Annotated in this window: 14 protein-coding genes and 2 pseudogenes; 5 read left to right on the top strand and 11 right to left on the bottom strand. The window is 58.1% G+C overall.

What is annotated here, in order from left to right; all coding sequences use genetic code 11:
- Window positions 1–153 precede the first annotated feature (153 nt).
- From COMA2_RS11310 to COMA2_RS11295, 4 genes are all read right to left on the bottom strand, one after another.
- On the bottom strand, window positions 154–1,110 hold the full coding sequence (locus COMA2_RS11310) for an IS5 family transposase (protein ID WP_090894682.1): 957 nt from the start codon (window positions 1,108–1,110) through the stop codon (window positions 154–156).
- Between the two features lie 32 nt (window positions 1,111–1,142).
- Window positions 1,143–4,157 (bottom strand): PAS domain S-box protein, encoded by a 3,015-nt coding sequence (locus COMA2_RS11305; RefSeq protein ID WP_139077292.1) that lies wholly within the window; start codon window positions 4,155–4,157, stop codon window positions 1,143–1,145.
- 492 nt (window positions 4,158–4,649) lie between these two features.
- Window positions 4,650–6,329 carry an energy-dependent translational throttle protein EttA gene (gene ettA / locus COMA2_RS11300; protein WP_090897945.1) on the bottom strand — a complete coding sequence of 560 codons (1,680 nt, stop codon included), beginning with the start codon at window positions 6,327–6,329 and terminating at the stop codon, window positions 4,650–4,652.
- 76 nt (window positions 6,330–6,405) lie between these two features.
- Window positions 6,406–7,212 carry a HugZ family pyridoxamine 5'-phosphate oxidase gene (locus tag COMA2_RS11295; RefSeq protein ID WP_090897942.1) on the bottom strand — a complete coding sequence of 269 codons (807 nt, stop codon included), beginning with the start codon at window positions 7,210–7,212 and terminating at the stop codon, window positions 6,406–6,408.
- Between the two features lie 343 nt (window positions 7,213–7,555).
- On the opposite strand from COMA2_RS11295, the pseudogene COMA2_RS11290 reads away from it, so the two are divergent.
- Window positions 7,556–7,788 (top strand): annotated as a pseudogene (locus COMA2_RS11290) (HepT-like ribonuclease domain-containing protein).
- 11 nt (window positions 7,789–7,799) lie between these two features.
- Here the strand turns inward: COMA2_RS11290 and COMA2_RS20210 are convergent.
- Window positions 7,800–7,967: a hypothetical protein gene (locus COMA2_RS20210; protein WP_175304548.1), complete on the bottom strand. Its 168-nt coding sequence runs from the start codon at window positions 7,965–7,967 to the stop codon at window positions 7,800–7,802.
- Window positions 7,968–8,086: 119 nt separating this feature from the next.
- On the opposite strand from COMA2_RS20210, the gene COMA2_RS11285 reads away from it, so the two are divergent.
- The 3 genes and pseudogenes from COMA2_RS11285 (at window position 8,087) to COMA2_RS21105 (ending at window position 9,043) form a co-directional block, all read left to right on the top strand.
- Complete coding sequence (locus COMA2_RS11285) at window positions 8,087–8,347, top strand: DUF4160 domain-containing protein (protein WP_090897934.1); 261 nt, start codon at window positions 8,087–8,089, stop codon at window positions 8,345–8,347.
- A 12-nt stretch (window positions 8,348–8,359) separates the two neighbouring features.
- Window positions 8,360–8,614 (top strand): DUF2442 domain-containing protein, encoded by a 255-nt coding sequence (locus COMA2_RS11280; protein WP_090897932.1) that lies wholly within the window; start codon window positions 8,360–8,362, stop codon window positions 8,612–8,614.
- A 140-nt stretch (window positions 8,615–8,754) separates the two neighbouring features.
- Window positions 8,755–9,043: pseudogene (locus tag COMA2_RS21105) on the top strand (HVO_A0114 family putative DNA-binding protein).
- Window positions 9,044–9,064: 21 nt separating this feature from the next.
- Here the strand turns inward: COMA2_RS21105 and COMA2_RS20205 are convergent.
- The 6 genes from COMA2_RS20205 to COMA2_RS11255 all read right to left on the bottom strand — a co-directional run bounded on the left by COMA2_RS20205 (window position 9,065) and on the right by COMA2_RS11255 (window position 15,889).
- Window positions 9,065–9,232 carry a hypothetical protein gene (locus COMA2_RS20205; RefSeq protein WP_175304548.1) on the bottom strand — a complete coding sequence of 56 codons (168 nt, stop codon included), beginning with the start codon at window positions 9,230–9,232 and terminating at the stop codon, window positions 9,065–9,067.
- Entirely contained in the window at window positions 9,232–9,978 is a 747-nt protein-coding gene (locus COMA2_RS11270) for an alpha/beta hydrolase (protein WP_090897929.1), read from the bottom strand. The genes COMA2_RS20205 and COMA2_RS11270 overlap by 1 nt, the downstream gene beginning before the upstream one ends.
- A 2-nt stretch (window positions 9,979–9,980) precedes the next feature.
- Window positions 9,981–10,697: an alpha/beta hydrolase gene (locus COMA2_RS20200; RefSeq protein ID WP_175304547.1), complete on the bottom strand. Its 717-nt coding sequence runs from the start codon at window positions 10,695–10,697 to the stop codon at window positions 9,981–9,983.
- Between the two features lie 8 nt (window positions 10,698–10,705).
- Window positions 10,706–13,927: a hypothetical protein gene (locus tag COMA2_RS20195; RefSeq protein WP_175304546.1), complete on the bottom strand. Its 3,222-nt coding sequence runs from the start codon at window positions 13,925–13,927 to the stop codon at window positions 10,706–10,708.
- Between the two features lie 128 nt (window positions 13,928–14,055).
- Window positions 14,056–15,531: a protein adenylyltransferase SelO gene (locus COMA2_RS11260; protein ID WP_090897926.1), complete on the bottom strand. Its 1,476-nt coding sequence runs from the start codon at window positions 15,529–15,531 to the stop codon at window positions 14,056–14,058.
- A gap of 13 nt (window positions 15,532–15,544) precedes the next feature.
- On the bottom strand, window positions 15,545–15,889 hold the full coding sequence (locus COMA2_RS11255; RefSeq protein ID WP_090897923.1) for a Na-translocating system protein MpsC family protein: 345 nt from the start codon (window positions 15,887–15,889) through the stop codon (window positions 15,545–15,547).
- A 375-nt stretch (window positions 15,890–16,264) separates the two neighbouring features.
- Here COMA2_RS11255 and COMA2_RS11250 point away from each other — a divergent pair, with 375 nt between their 5' ends.
- On the top strand, window positions 16,265–17,965 hold the full coding sequence (locus COMA2_RS11250; RefSeq protein WP_090897919.1) for an NADH-quinone oxidoreductase subunit 5 family protein: 1,701 nt from the start codon (window positions 16,265–16,267) through the stop codon (window positions 17,963–17,965).
- Window positions 17,966–18,064: the final 99 nt, after the last annotated feature.

The following is an 18,064-nucleotide window of genomic DNA, read 5'->3' as shown; positions in this document are numbered from 1 at the left end:
GGGAAGATCTGATTAATTCACGTTTCCACTCGGCAATCTGTTTCTGGGGTGATCACCAGGGTGAATTCGGTGGGCATCCGCTGGCTCGGAAGCCTTTTTATCGGGCGCACCCACCGTCCGATGGCCCGCTGTCCGCCTCCGGACACACGTCTTCTACGTCCCCGCCATGAGCCGCCGTCGCGCTACGTACAGATTCGCCAACCCGCAGCTGATATGCAGCCAATGGGTATTCTTCGCCAACCCGCGATAGCGGACTTTGGCCCAGCCGAAGATGCGCTTGATCACCAAGAACGTATGCTCCACTTTGGCCCGCACTTTCGATTTCGTCCGGTTCCTGGCCCGCTCCTCCTCACTCAGCGGTCGATAGCGGTATGCTTTCGCCTGGATGAAACTCTTGGCCTTAGGCGCATGCTGCCGGATCACCTCGCGTTGCCCACTGTAGGCGGCATCGCCCCACACCCGAGTCTCCTGGCCATGCAGCAACTCCGGTAACATCTGACTGTCATGCACATTGGCAGCGGTCGCCGCGACCGAATGAATCAGTTTCGTCTGGCTGTCCACGCCGATATGGGCCTTCATACCGAAATACCACTGATTGCCCTTCTTGGTCTGATGCATCTCGGGATCCCGCTCCTTTGTCCGGTTCTTCGTCGAACTGGGCGCACTGATGATGGTCGCATCGACGATGGTGCCGCGGCTCACCTGGAGCCCTTGCTTCGTCAGATACGCACCGATCTGTGCAAAGAGCTGCTCACCCAACTGGTGGGCTTCCAGGAGGTGGCGAAACTTGCAGATCGTCGTCTCATCGGGTACGGGCTCACGGCCCAGATCAATCCCGACGAACTGTCGCATGGCCCGTGAGTCATACAGCGCTTCTTCCACAGCTGGGTCCGACAGGTTAAACCACTGTTGCAGGCAATGGAGGCGCAGCATGCGTTCGATCCCGACCGGTGGACGCCCCGGCCCATCGGCCTTGGGATAAACCGGCTCGATCACGGCCACTAATTCCGCCCATGGCACCACGCGATTCATCTCGTCGAGGAACTGCTCACGGCGGGTGGGCTTGCGATATTGCTCAAACGTGACCTCGGCAAACGTCGATTGCTGCATAGATGCGCCTCCTCATCAGGACTGCGTGTCCTTTAGCACATCCCGCGGGAAGAATAAATCAGACCTTCCCTAGATCGCGCCTGCGCTTCCGACAGGCTATGCCGGGTAATGATCGGAGCCACAGTCTGGAGGGTTGGAGCAACAGCAGTGGGCACGCTTCCCAAAACAAGACTGAGACACTCATACAAGAGAGACTGCCGGATCGGTTTCGTCAGATAGGCGGCGATTCCGGCGCTTTGAGCCGCTTTGGCATCGCCGCGCTGACCGACCGATGTCAGAAGCACCAGGCGAGTCGCGCTGATCGTCGGTTCGGCTTTAATGCGACGGGCCAATTCCAGGCCGTCCATGCCCGGCATTTGCATATCCAAAATGGCCAAGTCGAAAAGCGATTGGCGACCAGCCGCGCTGCGCAAACGCTCCAACGCTTGATATCCGTCTTCCGCGCTTTCGCACATGACACCTTGTCCTCGTAGACTCTGCTCAAGCACTCGCCGGTTTGTGGCGTGGTCGTCCACGATCAAAACATGGCGGCCTTGGAGCGCCACCGGAATCGTCACGATCGGTTGAGTGTTTTCCGGTTGGAGTGGAAACCGCATCGTGAGCCAAAAGACACTGCCTTCTCCGACCTTGCTGGTCAGACCGATCCGCCCTCCCATTATCTCTACGAGCTGTTTACAGATGGCAAGCCCAAGGCCTGTTCCTCCGTATTTCCTGGTCATGGAGCCGTCGGCTTGAGTAAACGGCTGAAACAGCTTCGCTTGTTGCTCCGGCGCGATTCCGATTCCGGTGTCTGACACCTCGAATCGCAGCGTCCGACAAGCTGCATTCACCTCTGCCGTCTCCGCGTCAGGTTCCTCCTCCATGCTGACGGTGACCACGACCTCGCCCTGATTCGTAAATTTGATGGCATTGCCGATCAAATTCACCAAGATTTGCCGCAGACGGCCAGGGTCTCCCTGAAGGGCCGTCGGCACGCCTGCCTGCACGAGACAGGTCAGTTCCAGCCCTTTGGCATAGGCCCGCTCGCCGAACAGACCGATGGCCTCCTCCACCGTCGCATGGAGATCGAAGTTGAGATCTTCTAAGTCGAGCTTTCCCGTCTCAATTTTGGAGAAGTCAAGAATGTCATTGATGATGCCCAACAAGTGTTCCCCGGACAGCCGAACCGTCTCGGCATATTCACGCTGCTCCGGGTTCAGAGGGGTGTCGAGCAACAGCCCTGTCATCCCGATGACACCGTTCATCGGGGTCCGAATCTCGTGGCTCATCGTGGCGAGAAACTCGGCCTTGATCTTCACAGCCTCAAGCGCCTTATCTCGGGCCTCCTCGAGCTCCCGGTTTTTCTGTTCCAGGTCCTGTGAGGCTTTGGCCAGTTTGGCCTCCGAAAGCTTGCGGGCGGTGATATCCTCCATGATGCCGCGCAATTTCGTGACCCGTCCATTCTCCAGGAGCACGGCTACAAGGTCTCGAATCCAGACGGTGCGGCCGTCGGCGGCCAGCATGCGGTATTCGAAGGTGTGCCCACGATGTTTGCGGGTCTCCTCAAGACAGTACTGCGGCGCCCAGTTCCGATCCTCGGGATGGATATGGTCCACCCAGAAGGTCGGCGAGGAGAGCCATTGTTCGACCGGATACCCGAGGATGGCCTCGGCTTGTTTGCTGATGAAGGTAAACTGCATCGTCGAGGCGTCGGCTTCCCACACCATGCCGTTGATCGATTCGATCAGGTCTTTGTAACGGTGCATAATGTGTTCGAGGGCTTCCTTCGCCCGCTTGCGTTCGGTGATGTCGCGCACGAAGGCGCAGTGGAATTCCTGTCCTTCATAGGCAAGAAAACTGACTCGAATGTCGATCGGGACGAGCCTCCCATCCTTGGTGCGATGGTTGGTTTCGAGCGACATCGTCTTGTTTCGACGCGTCTCATCCCAGAAGTCCGGCCACATGGAAGCGGGAAAGTCCGGATTGAGATCGTGGACCGTCATGCCGAGGAGTTCTTCTCTTGAGTAGCCCACCATGAGGCTCGCGGCCCTATTCGCGTAGAGGATCTTGGCTCGAGGATCAATCCAGTAAATGGCATCGACCGCCTGTTCCATGGCGAACTGGGTTTGACGCAACCGCCCCTCTGCCTGCTCATGCGCGCAGAATCGGCTGAGTTGGTCGGCCACGGCTTGGAACGTCGCGAGCTGCGATCGATCCGTGGGCATGATCTCATGATGGAAAAATTCCAGCACCGCGTAGATACGACCGGCCGTTCTGACGGGAAAGGCCGCCGCCGCATGGAACCCCGCCTGCTCGGCTAAAGCCGCTCGAGGGAAATTCCGGTCATGGGTCACATCTGCAATCCATTCTGGTTTTGTACTCGCCCAGACCCGACCTGGTAGCCCAACCCCCATGGCAAACGTCATCTCGCGGCTCGCAATGCCATACTCGTTCCTTACGATACGGGGCGCAGCCCAAATTGAGCGGCAGCGAAGTCGTTGAGCCGATTCATCCACGACCCAGAGTAAGCCTTCCTCCCACCCCAATGTCTCGCAAACCGGTTTGAGAATCGCGGAAATGGCGGTATCCAATCCGGATACACCGGTTAAGACATCGGCAACTTCGTGCTGGAGCGTCAGCCGCCGTTCGAGTTGCTTTTGCTCGGTGATATCCGTATGGGTGCCGAGGATGCGGAGGGGGACGCCATCCTGAGTCCGCAAAAAGATCTTCCCTCGCGCGGCAATCCACTTGTATGACCCATCCTTGCAGCGCATCCGATATTCAGTGGCGCACATGGGACTCTCGCCCTGGACCAGTCGCTGAATAGCGGCCTGGGCTTTCGAGCGATCGTCCGAATGGATCAGAGCACACCATTCGTCGAAGCGGTCTCCGACATCACCCTGTGTATATCCGAACAGATCCCTCCACCCCTTTGAGAAGACGATCCTGTTCGTGGCGACATCCCAATCCCATAGTCCGATACTGTTGCCTTCCAAGGCGAACGCCCAGTACTCGTCGTTGATCGGTAACATCCGCGTAGCGGCTTGGCCCCCATTCCAATCAGTCACGGGGACACCGCATCGGAGGGAAAATGCGCACGTTGAATGGGGATAGGTTCTTTCCGGGAAGGGCGGGACAAGCGGGAACGGTATCGATTCCTGAACGAACCTGCGTCCATGCGTCGCTCCGTGGATCACCTGCCCGGGCGATGCTGAGCCATGTCCGGCTCACACCAACCGGCAGAGACCTGAGCTGCATACCGCCGGCCACGGATGCCATCGCCTGTCATGGAAGACTCGATGGTGCTCTTCTCTGCGCACCATTCATATCGGCAAGATCACGAAACAGCTTGAATGGATTGGAGCCAGACTTTTCTATCTTTTCCCTTACGCTCCGACATATTCTGATGCCTTTCGACCCTAACCGATGGAAGGCGGATAAGTTAAGAGTCAACGTGGACGACGTGGGGTTAGACGGTGGGGGGACCCGCTGATGCGGCCCCCCCACTCAACTTTACCGTATGGTTAAGGATAGTTAAGGAAGTACCGAGACGTACTCTCTTAGCGGGTGAGCTTGCGGTACCGAATCCGGTGAGGCTGATCGGCGTCTTTGCCCAAACGCCTCTTCCGATCCGCTTCGTAGTCGCTATAATTTCCTTCAAACCAGACCACCTTGCTGTCGCCTTCAAAGGCGAGGATGTGGGTGGCGAGCCGGTCGAGGAACCAGCGATCGTGGCTGCTGATGACGGCGCAGCCGGCGAAATTCTCCAGCCCTTCCTCAAGAGCCCGCAGAGTATTCACGTCCAGATCGTTCGTCGGCTCGTCGAGAATGATCAGATTCGCGCCCTCTTTCAGCATGCGCGCGAGATGCACCCGATTGCGTTCCCCGCCTGAGAGGTCCTTCACCTTCTTCTGCTGATCCGTCCCGGCGAAGTTGAAGCGGGCGCAGTAGCCTCGGGCATTGACCTCCGCCTTTCCCAGCTTGATCGTATCCTGTCCGTCAGAAATCACGTCATACACGGACTTGGTGGGGTCGAGGCTCCGGTCCTGATCGACATAGCCGAGCTTGACGGTCTCGCCGACCCTAATCGTTCCCGCATCCGGCTTTTCCTTGCCGATGATCATCTTGAACATCGTCGTCTTCCCGGCGCCGTTCGGCCCGACCACCCCCACGATGCCACCTTTCGGCAGGTTGAAATTCACATGCTCATAGAGCACGTTGTCGCCGAAGGCTTTGCTGATCTCGTTGGCTTCGATGACGACATCCCCGAGCCGCGGTCCCGGCGGAATATAAATCTCCAGATCATCCGCCACTTGGTCCTGCTTCTGATTGACCAGTTCCTCATAGCGGTTCAACCGCGCCTTCCCCTTCGATTGCCGGGCCTTCGGCGACATCCGAATCCATTCCAGCTCATGTTCCAGCGTCTTCTTCCGTTTCGACTCCGCCTTTTCCTCTTTTTCCAGCCTGTCTTTCTTTTGCTCCAACCAGGAGCTGTAATTGCCTTGGAACGGAATTCCGTGCCCCCGGTCCAGTTCCAAAATCCATCCGGCCACGTTGTCGAGAAAGTACCGGTCGTGGGTCACGGCAATGACGGTGCCCTTGTACTGTTGGAGATGCTGTTCAAGCCACTGGACCGACTCGGCATCCAGATGGTTCGTCGGCTCATCGAGCAACAGAATGTCCGGCTCTTGGATCATCAGGCGACAGAGCGCCACCCGGCGTTTCTCTCCTCCCGACAGTGTCCCGACCTTCTGATCGGCAGGAGGGCAACGCAATGCATCCATGGCAAGGTCAAGCTGGCTTTCCAGCTCCCACCCATTGGCGGCTTCGATCTTCTCTTGCAGCTGCGCCTGCTTGTCGAGCAGCTTCTCCATCTCATCGGGGCCGACTTCACCGATCTTATTGCTGACGGCCTCATATTCGTGCATCAGGGCGACCAGTTCGGCCTTGCCCTCTTCGACCACTTCCTTGACCGTCTTGTTCGGGTCCAGCTGCGGTTCCTGTTCCAGCAGACCGACGCTGTAGCCCTTGGATCTCATAATCTCGCCCGTGTAGTTCGGATCGACGCCTGCAATGATCTTGAGCAACGAGCTCTTGCCGGAACCGTTCAGACCCAAGACCCCGATCTTCGCGCCATAGTAGAAGCCGAGATAGATCTCTCGCAGTACCTGCCGCTTCGGCGGATAGACCTTCCCGACATTGACGAGTGAAAAAATAACCTGCTTATCGTTCGTTGCCATACGCTCCCCTATCTCGCTAATGACCTACAGGCGCGCTGAACGGCACACTCTCCGCCAGAAATGATGCCCGAGTCGCCTACAGCGAATGCAGGACGTGGAGTCCGGCGTTCACCTGAGCGGCCAAGCCGGCCAAGCCCGCTCTGACTTCTGACTCATTACGAACAGGATCGGTAAATGCCACGCGCCCGCCCTGCATCCGGCCGGGAGTGGTAAACCGAAGATGAAATCCCAACCGATCCAGCGCGGTCACCGTGGCCTGCTGCGCGTCCACATCGCCTAACGCGCGAGCCAGCAGCAATAACGTCTCCGCTTGCTCGCTATTGAGCTCGCGGATCAGATTCGAGGCTTCGTCAGCAAGCGGGTCCACGGATGCCGCTATATAGTCAGCCCTTGTCACCCAGCCCATCGACCCGAACCCTCCGACAAAGTACATCTCCGCGAGAGCCATGCGGAAGAAACCGAAATCTTGGTAGTCCACCCAGTAGGACGCGTTGGCATGGCGATCCAGGTAGCACGCGCGAACCTCGGCGTACTCCTCTTTCGGCACCTTGGTCACGGAACCCATCAACGTGACCCTGGCCGCTCCAAGGGGATCGATCCTGCTTTCAGGCGGAGCCACCAGCAAGCTGGCGCGTGGATCGCCCAGGAGGTTTTGCGTATGCATCGCCATCGTGCTGAGGAGAAAGACCGGTTGTCCCTGGGCATCCAATCCATAGGGCATCACCGATCCAAAAGGCCAGCCTGGCTGCTTGCGCGAGAGTGTCGAGAGACTGCCGGTCTGTTGCAAGTACACCAGTGTCTTCGCCCGCTCGGCATGGGATGGTTCTGGAACATCAGGACCGTCTGAATCCGGCCCGCTGTTATGTTGTCGTGATGAAGACATGAAATGATCGTGTGCCGACACTCAATGAATTATGTGACACATTACCCTGGATCTGTCGGACATTTCCACTGAGAGCGGTCGGAGCAGGGAATTATGTGCAGCCTATTCGATTTGATTGACCGAGTGAGGAACTGGAATCCATCCTGCAGCGCAAAGTCGATGTCCTCACGGATGAAGGCCTCAGCCCTATCTGAAAGAACGCATCCAGGCCGAAGCCGCCCCACTATGAAGGACGATTGCATCTACCTCTTCCACATTCGGGACGCCATTCAGCATATTCTCACCTACACTGAAGCCGGCCGGGGATAGCTTCTGTGCCGACCGTAAGATCCAGGATGCAGTTGTGCGTAATCTGGAAATTATCGGCGAAGCGACAAACACCTGTCCCAGGCACTCAAAGACGCTCATCCAGACATTTCGTGGAAGCCCATCGCCGGGATGCGGGACAAACTCATCCACGACTATTTCGGCATTAATCTGCAACTGGTCTGGGATGTGGTCGAGCGAGACTTACCGATGTTGGAGATCAGGATCGCACAACTTCTCACGTCCCTTGAGAAAAAGCCATCACCATAATCTAGGATCTGTCAGATCCCCAGCTCTTCCGACAGCCGCACCTCGGACTCGTCGACGATCTCTTCCAGGCAGGTGAAGCAGGGGAAGGGAAAGCGATCGACGGGGATGGCACAGACTTCACCGACCGGTGATTCTTCCAGCGCCGGTCCGCCGCATTCTTTGTGAATCAACACCAGCATCTAACTTCTTTCATCACCACTCCGGGAAAGAGCTCTGTAGTGCTCATTGCATTGCTTTGTGAAGAATGTCGGCATAGAATTTGACCTGTGGATGGCAGAATCGAGCGGAGCACTCAGCAATGCCGACGATCAGTACGTTCTATGGGATTCTGATTAAAATGTTCTTCAATGACCATGCGCCTCCTCATTTCCATGCCGAGTATGCAGAGTTCACAGCTACCGTAGACATTCGGCAGTTGCGTGTCTTGGAAGGCGAGCTGCCTCGTCGAGCGCTAGAGCTTGTGCTCGACTGGGCCGAATTGCACCAGCAAGAATTGCTCGATGATTGGAGTCTCTGCCGGACAAAGGAATCTCCAAAACCCATCGCGCCATTGCTATAGGGGGATCCCGCCATGTACTGGGATGTGGTGGATGTGAAGCCATTGGAAAATCTAGGACTCTTTGTGCAATTCGCTGATGGGCTATCCGGCGAGGTCCGCTTTACGCTCGAACATCTCACCGGCGTATTCGAACCCCTGAAAAATCCGACTTTCTTCAAACAGGTGTTCCTTGATCATGGTGCGATCGCATGGCCTGGGCACATCGATTTAGCGCCGGATGCGATGTACCGGGAGATCAAGGAAAAGGGTGTAGCACTCCTCACCTGAGCATTCAGATGCACTCCGCCTTGGCATGTAATCAGTGCAGGGTGACCATCGCCACTATGATGCGAAGGAACGTGCCTACGAGTTCTCAGGCCCGGATACGCTGATTGGTGATTTTCAGACGATATTGCGAGGCGGAAACCATGAAAACCGTCCTACTTGATGTTCGCTCACCATCCGATGCAATGGCAGACTTCCCACAGGCTCTGGCAGGTGTTCACGGCCAAGCGTTGGGAATTGCTCAAGGCATTATGCTGAGCCGAGCCGATGTCGATTCGTGAGGCGGCTCGTCGAGTGCACCGGGATGTGAAGACCGTACATGGTGATATCACAGCTCTCCTCTCGGCCGAGCTGCTTATCCCTGCACAAAGAGGTGGGGTCGAGTTCCCATTTGATGCCGTGAAAGTTGAGTTTTTACTGCAGGCGGCCTGACATACCGTGCCTGAAGTGTGGCTAGATCCCCAGCTCTTCCGACAGCCGCACCTCGGACTCGTCGACGATCTCTTCCAGGCAGGTGAAGCAGGGGAAGGGAAAGCGATCGACGGGGATGGCACAGACTTCACCGACCGGTGATTCTTCCAGCGCCGGTCCGCCGCATTCTTTGTGAATCAACACCAGCATCAGGCTCGCCTCCCGACCAATCGGCGAAAGAGCTCCAGGTGTTCGGGACTACTCAACCGATGGTCGCCCGGAATCAGTCTGAGATCAAGTGGAAAACCGGCATCGCGACGAAGGAGTTCTTGGGTGAACCGCCGGCTTCCATCCGGCGAAATGACAATATCTTGCTCCCCGTGGAGAATGGTCGTCTTTACGGGACGCAGATGCTCGAACGTCTTGGCCCAATACAGTTCGCTCTCCTCCACCCACTTCCAGGACAATGGCCACTTCCCATGCACCGGGTCGTCGTCCCACGGCATCCATCCGGCAGTATGCCAGTCATGGAGCCGGACCTGGGAAATGGTCTTGGCCCGCTCGCCCATCATATTGAACGCCGGCGCGATCAAAATCAGTTCTTCTACGGCTGAGAATTCCTGCGCGACCAGCCATGCGATCCAACTGCCGAGCGAATTGCCCACAATGGTGACGGGTGGCCCGGCCTCGATCGACCGCAACACCGTTCGCGCATCGGCAATCCAATCGGAGAGCGTGTAGTCCGTGAACTGGCCCTCCGATTCTCCGAACCCACGCACATCGTAACAACAAAACCCCCACCCTTCCTCCTGGCACCATTGCGCCAACGCCTTGCTCTTGTTGCCCCAGCGCTTGGATAAGAAGCCCGTGATGAAGAGGATCTGGCGGTCGATCCCATGGGCTCGATCGCCCTTGATGCGTTTGCCGTCCGCGCCGATGAGTTCAAGTGGTTGCATGATCAGGCCGCGAGAACGTTCGTGATAAACGAGCTTAACCGCCGAAGCACTGCCTCCGGAATCTCATGTCCGCCTCGAAAACTGTGCCACTCTACGGCAAGGCCCGATTGAGTCAGCGCGTCGCGGAGCCGTTCTGCCCCGATAGAGGGAAGGATCTCGTCCTGGGTGCCATGACTTTGAAAAACCGGCAGCCTTCTTCGTTGAGCCATACGCGGCCCCCAGACCGCCTGAGCCAGCAAGTTGCCGGAGAGCTGCACCAACCCCGCGAATGGATAGTCGGTCTGCAAGATGGCATCACACGTAAGCATCGCTCCCTGTGAAAACCCGCCGATGACCGTCTTCTTGTAATCGATCGGGAACTGCCGCGGAAGTCCCTTGAGAAATCCCAGCATACGTTCTCGTGCCAGGGCCAAGCCCTGCGGAACTTCGATCGATAAATCACGAATGCGACCGGCCTCACGATCGGCTTGGATGCGGGCGAAGTCGATGATCCACCAGGCGCGCGAATCGCCGAGCCCCATATTGAGCGAGAGCGGCGCTTCCGGGAAGAGCCAGCGGGTCCCGGTGGGAACGTGGATCACATCCGCGAGGGGGACCAGATCGTCCCCCGGCGCGCCGAATCCGTGGAGCAGCAGAATGACCGGACCGTCACCGCCTCCCTGCCCGTCTATGCCGCCGGCGAGCCTGACCTTCAATCCACCTACTGACATTTCACGCATGCAGCCCCCTAACGGAGATACAGATATTGAAGCAACGCCACCAAACCGTACAGGGACGATTCGACGACCGGCTGTTGATAGAGCGGGACAAAGGCGCCCTGTTCGTTGTCTTCTACCTCGCCGATGACATGCTGAATCTGTTTCACTCGCACGTCGTGATCCTTCCCGATGCCCAAGGTCCTGACGATTTGCCGGTTGAGCCCGGCCAGCATCGCCGCTTTGGCCCGGCTTGCCGATTGATAGAGGAGGAAGGCGCCGAGAAGCGCCACCAACACATTCACCGACCAAGAGAGCAAAAGCAGCAGCGGATAATTCCAGATGTCGAAATACTCGTTGCGCGCCGCGATCATGATCAAGAGCGCGATGAACGGATACCGGATCAGCCGATTGACCACCTCCGTCCGCTGCGCGATGAGGTCGACCACGGCGAGATACTGAAATTTCTCGAACTCTGTTTTCTGCGCGTCTCCCACTCCGTAGTTGCGCAGATATTCGTCCTGGATGTGGTCGGACCACCCTCCGGTCGAGTTGATGACCCATCCGATCCACCGGCGGCAGAGCATCACCGCGTCAAATACCGCCAGATTCAGCAGCACCACGATGCCGACGCTGGCGAGCGTCATGACCGAGTCCACATTGCAACTCAGGAACCCACGGCAGGGATGGATATATTCCTCGTCCAGCACAAAATAGCCGATGGCCCACATCGCTCCCGCGTAGATGAGGAACAACAGAAACGTGCGAGCGATCCCCTGGCTCAGCCGACCGGCTTCTCGATACCGGGCCCAGGCCTGGTCCACCTTCATCGAGGCGATGGTGGCGATGGGATGGTAGACCCGCTGAAGATTCGTCCAGACGGTCCGAGGAGAGAAGCGGTACCGTCCCGATGTCGCGATGAACTGAAACTTCTCGCCGATCTGTTCACCGTTTTTCTGAAGATCGCGGGCACCTTTCACAAATAATAAGACGGACAGGACCACCACGAAGAGCCGCAACAGCTCGCTCGGCCAGATGCTGACGCCGGCCGTCCACGAGAACGGCTCCCCTTCGTCATGCCCAGCCAGCAAGGCATCGGCCCCTCCGGCCGACACAAAGACCGCGAACAACGCCACAAGAGTCACTGCCGCGGTGCTCAGCGCGCGCGGAGACCGCACGATGCCCGACCAGAGGCGTTGGTTGCTCCAGGCCACCACCACCACGAGGACAAATCCCACCGCGGTCGCGGCGGCCACGGCGGCATTGTCAAATCCGACGCCTTGTTTCAGCTGGCCGTATCCATCCGTATGGGCCAGATCGGCGCGCAAAGGGTGAATGGTGCGCACCCCTTCTTGCTTCACGATGCTCACGTCCACCGCTCCACTCCGGCCTACCTCGAATAGTCTGCTATGAGATCCCGCATCGTAGAGACGGTCGTCGGGTGTCAATGCCGCATGGTAGGTGGCCATGCAGGGACCGCCCGAAGCTCCCACTGGCTCGTCACGGCGGCACATGACATGGCCGACCGCCTGCAGCGTGGCGAAATAGGTGGAGGTCTGATAGCTGCTGCGGAAGGGCGGGACATCTCGCTGCAGACCGCCATCCAACTGCAACCCGAAGGGAGAGGCGATGACCATGTTGCGTGTCCACTTATACTCGCTCGGGTGCAGATGCCGGGCATCAAGGCCGACCGTAAAGAAAATGGCGTGAGGAAACGCGGGACGAAGCGCTTTGATGATCAGCAAGGAATCATAGGGGTCCGTTCCGAAGATGCCGATGGCTCGAGCCCCCTCCCCCTCGTCATGGATTCGATCCACCAAGGCCCGTACATAATCGATCTGGCTCGTCCCTTCCGGACGATCCCTCTGGCTCTCCTTGCCATTATCGGCCCGAGCGGCCTTCCCTCTGTCCTCCCCCGGGACTTCCCCATCAAGACCGCTCAGATAGCTATACCGATGGACGTTGAGGGTCAGTGATTCATAGTCGGCCTGTCGTTGAATCTGGAGGTCGACGGCCTGCGGAATCGTGGAACACCAACTCTTGATCTCCACCGGCACCTTGATACGTTCCAGGTCCCTCTCAGGCAACATCGCGACTTTCGCGCAGGCGGCGGCCCGAAATTCAATGGGAAGGGCTCGCCCATAGAACGAATCCCATTCCCCGATCAAGATTACGGCGTCCCACCCAAGCCGCACCTGCCGACGCTCCAACTCCTCGACTAACGCGTCGAACAATTGATCGTCGGACCCGATATCATAGGTCAACCGGATATTCGCATCCGACAGCCGTCGAGCGAATTCCTGCTCGCAGGAGGCATACGTGGCACAGGCCGCGCCTTTCCCACCACCTGTTTTGAGGCCGTAGGCCAGAAGCCCTTTCATCGCGCTGCTCCATGGGGAGTACAGCTCGATCCAGCCGTCGGCATTCGGCCAGACCCCGATTCCTTCGTGGGGCTCGGCATACGACTCACCCGCCTCGGCCAGCAGCGCCCGAAAGGCCGAAGAGGTACGAGGTCCCAGGATCTTGAAGGTGACGGCCTGTTGCAGGTTCGGATTCAACCGAACGAGCCTGCGTGAATCCTCCGTGAGGAGGCACTCGCTTTTCTTCGCGGTTTCTCGGCAGACGAGCGCTTGCGAGAACGATGTCAGACTCGCGAAAAATCCCCGGCTCAGCGTTTCGTCCGAAAACCAGACCACCAGCACGTCCTGAGCACGCGCCCCTTCCTCGCCGCACACCCTCGTCTTCCGGAGTCGGTACCATTCGTACGGCAAGGCTGAAAGAGAACCTTGGTCCCACTCGACAAACGACAGTTGGCCCTCCTGTTCCGGCACATAACAGGCCACTCCGAGGGCCGTTCCGACGGCATAGCGATCACGAACCCGCGACTCGGCACTTTCGACATAGGGTCCTCCACTGGTCGTCACCACCAAGACTGTCACGTGATGACCATCCTTGACCCGGTCCGCGATCGCTTGGCGGAGTGATCGAAGCCGCTGGGTGAGCGGTGGAAGAGGAGTGGCGGCAGGTCGGTTCGTTTTGACTTCCCGGAGGCCCCGCTGAACCGCCGCGACGGGGTCTTCCCATAAACGGGCACGCACTGTTTGCTCCTCGACGGTTGCTCTCATGTCCAGTCCCGTCCCGACTGGTCGAGAGCTGCGCAGCGGCTCTTTCACCAGCAGGACGCCGGCCAACCCCAGCACGAGCGTGAGGGCGCCGGCCACCGCTATCTTGGAATCGCTTTGTTTTTTCGCCATCTCGCTTCTTAGAGAGGTGATGCGTCAAAGAGCCATGCATGCAGCTGCCGCGCGCGCCACTCTACAACAGACCGCTCTGAGAGTGAAGCCGAGGTCCCTCACAACGCAATTGCAAAGGTCACGGCCGACTAAGATGAGCAGCTTACGGACAGGTGCTTGCCCCAGTTCGGAGGAGGCAGCGCATAGGCCTCCATACCCGGCTGGTCGTTGAAAGGATCTTGCAGAAGAGTGAAGAGGCGGGCGATCTCGGAGAAGTCCTTGTGTTGCGCCTTCTCAATCGCCGTTTGAGCAAGATAATTCCGGAGCACATACTTGGGATTCACGCGATTCATCCGGTCCCGCCGGTCGCCGTCACGGCTATGCTCGTTCCGCAGTCGATCTCGGTAACGCGCCGCCCACTCATCGAACCGGTTTGGGGTGAGGAAGTGTTCTCGCAGCCTGTCGTTCGGGGCATTCTCCGCCGATGACACGGTGGCCAATTCCCGGAATACGATCGTGTAATCCGCATGGCTGCCCTGGAGGAGCCCCAGGAAGTCGCGGATGAGTTCGTCGTCTTCCGCCTGCGCCTCGACCAATCCGAATTTCGCCCGCATGCGCATCTGATATTCGGACTCAAACAGGGGTTGATAGGTATCCAGACCGGCTTTCAACGCCTCTTTTTCCGCCAACGGCAACAAGGCTTGCGCCAAGCAGCTCAGATTCCAGAGCCCGATGTAGGGCTGCTGGTTGAAGGCATAGCGGCCATTGTGGTCGGAGTGATTACAGATAAAGCCGGCGTCGTAATCGTCCATGAAGCCGTACGGCCCATAGTCCAGCGTCAGACCGAGGATCGACATATTGTCGGTGTTCATGACCCCATGCGCCCAACCGACCGCCTGCCATTGAGCGATCAACCGTGCGGTGCGCTCGACGACCTCGGTGAAGCACCGGGCGTATTTGTCGTCATCATCACGAAGACGCGGGAAATGGTGCTCGATCACGTAATCGGCCAGCGTCTGTAGATGTTCATGCTGCTTTCGGTAATAGAAGACTTCAAACATGCCGAAGCGGACATGTGAAGGCGCCATCCGGACCACCGTCGCGCCGGTTTCGATCTGCTCGCGGTAGACCTTGTCGTCGCTGCCCACCAGGCACAAGGCCCGCGTGGTCGGGATACCGAGTCCCTGCATCGCCGCGCAACAAAGATACTCGCGGATCGTCGAGCGCAGCACCGCCCGGCCGTCTCCGTCCCGCGAAAACGGCGTCATCCCCGCACCTTTGAGGTGCAGGTCCCACCGCTCTCCTCGTTCGTTCTTGACTTCCCCGAGGAGAATCGCTCGTCCGTCGCCAAGCTGCGGCACATAGACCCCGAACTGATGGCCGGAGTACAGCATGGCCAGCGGCTCCATGCCCGGCGCCAACGCGCTCCCGCCGAAGAGCGCCGTGAATTCCGGCCGGATAAATTGTTCCGGATCGAGATCGATCAGCTCGGCCGCGGCCGGGTCGGCATGAACCAGATAGGGAGGGGCGGTAAATGGAGTCGGACTCAATCGCGCGTAGAAGGCTGAGGGAAGACGGGCGTAGGTGTTGTCGAAAGCGAGCGTTTCCAGTGTGCGCCGAGTCATGGAAGACGATATCCTATCGGCCACCGTTTTGCAGTTCCCGATCCAACGTAAACACGAAGACCCGTTCTCCGAGCTGCACATCGATATCGGTGAAGAGACCGAGAATCTTGGCTCCGGTGATCTCGCCGACTTGCTCACAGAGCTTGTCACGACCCTGCGCGATCAAGTTTTGCCGCAGGCGTTTCACCATCTCGACACCTTCCGAGGTTTTCGCGAGCTGGCGTTCAGCGGGTGTCAGCACGCCTTTGAGCCGAACGACAACGAGATCCCGAGCCACGAGCGCACGGACTTCATCAGGGCCTCGCCCCAAGAACTCTTGTTCGAACTTGATAATGGCATTGCGAATTGAATTTTCCATGACTCACCTTCACTATCATCCTCTAGGATCGCATGACAAGTAAGGATACGTGTCGCGCTGGGCCTTTTGTCTTAATCAATCCATAATCATGGGCCTTTCGGGCCAAGAATCTCCGGTTGAGAGACCTGTCTTCCTATTCGTCCTTGACGCTGCTCGTTCATCCATATTATGCAAGAACTGTTTTGAACACACGGCGATGCTGCCGGTCCTGGTACTGTAACATGGTTACGGATCGGTGGGACCCCGAGTGTTCCATGTCATGGATCGTAGGGTGACCGGCAGTTCATGCGAGAGGCCGGTCGCAGTACAAGCCAACTGAGCTGCATCGACAGGTGTCGAGCATACCGGTTGGCTTTTGTGTTTTTCGAGGTAATGATGTCCGCGGTGTTGCTGGTACACCTGCTTCCATTGATCGCCGCCCTTATCGTGGGCGTCGGTAGCGACGTCACGCGCCACACTCGCGCAAAAATTGCCGCCTGGCCGATCGGTGTGGCCTTCTGTGGCGCCATCGCCACGCTGTACGCCGTGGCCACGGAAGGCCCGATTACGCTTCGACTCTACGATCCGGTGGCTTCCACCGTATTGGCCGTTCCGATCGGCCTGTATATTGATCGGCTGAGCGCGGTCATGATGGTCTTGATCTCCGGCATCGGCACGATCATCTACACGTACTCCGTCGAATATATGTACCAAGACTTGCACGAGCGCCGGTATCTTGCCTTGATCGGGTTGACCGTGTTTGTCCTCCTGTGCCTGGTGTCCAGCGCGAACTTGCTGATGCTGTTCGTGCTGTGGCAGTTGCTGAGTTACCTCCTCTACCTCCTCGTCCACAATCATAGCCACCAAGAAACACTGAAAAGCGCGTTTCGCACCTTCACGCTCTTGCGGGTCGGTGATGTCGCCTTCTTGGGTGGGACCGTGCTGGCTTACTCGCTGTACGGCACATTGGAATTTCCTGATCTGTTTGCCGCCGCCGCGCAATCGACGGCGACCGTCTCCCTGATCCCCGGTGTCGAATTCAACGGCGCGACAGCGGTCACTCTCCTGCTCCTTGTCGGCGGAATGAGTAAATCAGCCCAATTTCCGTTTTACGGCTGGCTTCCCCGGTATCTCTATGCCCCCACATCCGTGACCGCCTTACTGCACGCGGGCATTATCAATGCCGCGGGCTTTCTCATCAACCGCCTGGCCCCGCTCTTCGGGATGAGCTCGACCACTTTGCACGTCGCTCTCGTGATCGGCACGCTGACGGCCATCCTCGGCGCGACCATGATGCTGGTGCAAAACGACATCAAGAACATGCTCGGCTTTTCGACGATCGGTCAAATGGGCTACATGGTGATGGAATGCGGTCTCGGGGCGTTTTCGCTCGCGGTCTTTCACTTGATCGCGCACGGTCTGTTCAAGGCCACGGTGTTCTTGTACAGCGGAAATGTCATCCACAAGGCGAGACAGGAACCCGTCTTCCCCTATCGAGGACAAGAGGCGGAGGAAGAAAGCTATTCACCCCTGACGTGGATGACGGGGGTTCTCACGACCTTGCTGATCCCCTTGCTCATCTTGCTGGCGACTCACGGCGTGTTACGGATTCCCCTGCTGGAGTCCCAGGGTACCGTCATCTTTCTCTTTTTCATCTGGATCACCTCGTCGCAAGCGATCTTGACGCTGACCCGGTTGCGGGCCGTCGCGTCCTGGAAGGTGTCCGCGGCGATGTTGCTGACGCTTTTGTTCATCGTATTCGTGTATTTGTTTGCCGTCGAATCGTTCACGGCATTCCTGTACCCTAACCCGGAGGAAGTGACCTCGTACTTCAAGGCCGGTGATCTTCCGGACTGGCTCTTTGACCTTCTTCTCGTGGTGTCGACGCTGGTGACGATCGTAGGCTGGATCTATGTGTACATGCGGGCCCATGGCCGGACCCTGTGGACGCCATCGTGGATCACCAGCGTCCGGATCCGCCTCTATGTGCTGTTCCTCAATCGACTGTATGTCGACGTGGTCTTACATCGAGTGGGGCACAGACTGACGTCCGTCATTCAGCGCTTGGATAAGCGCGCCCAGGAACGCGCGCTTTGACTGACCGGGCCCGACGACGTGGAGATGAGACTGCCGGATTCTGCGGAGACGACATAGGCGCTTGGTCCGCAAAAGCACAAGAGCGGAAACCGACGATCA

The organism is Candidatus Nitrospira nitrificans (assembly GCF_001458775.1).
GTDB lineage: Bacteria > Nitrospirota > Nitrospiria > Nitrospirales > Nitrospiraceae > Nitrospira_D > Nitrospira_D nitrificans.
This window is presented reverse-complemented; position numbering and strand designations above follow the sequence as displayed.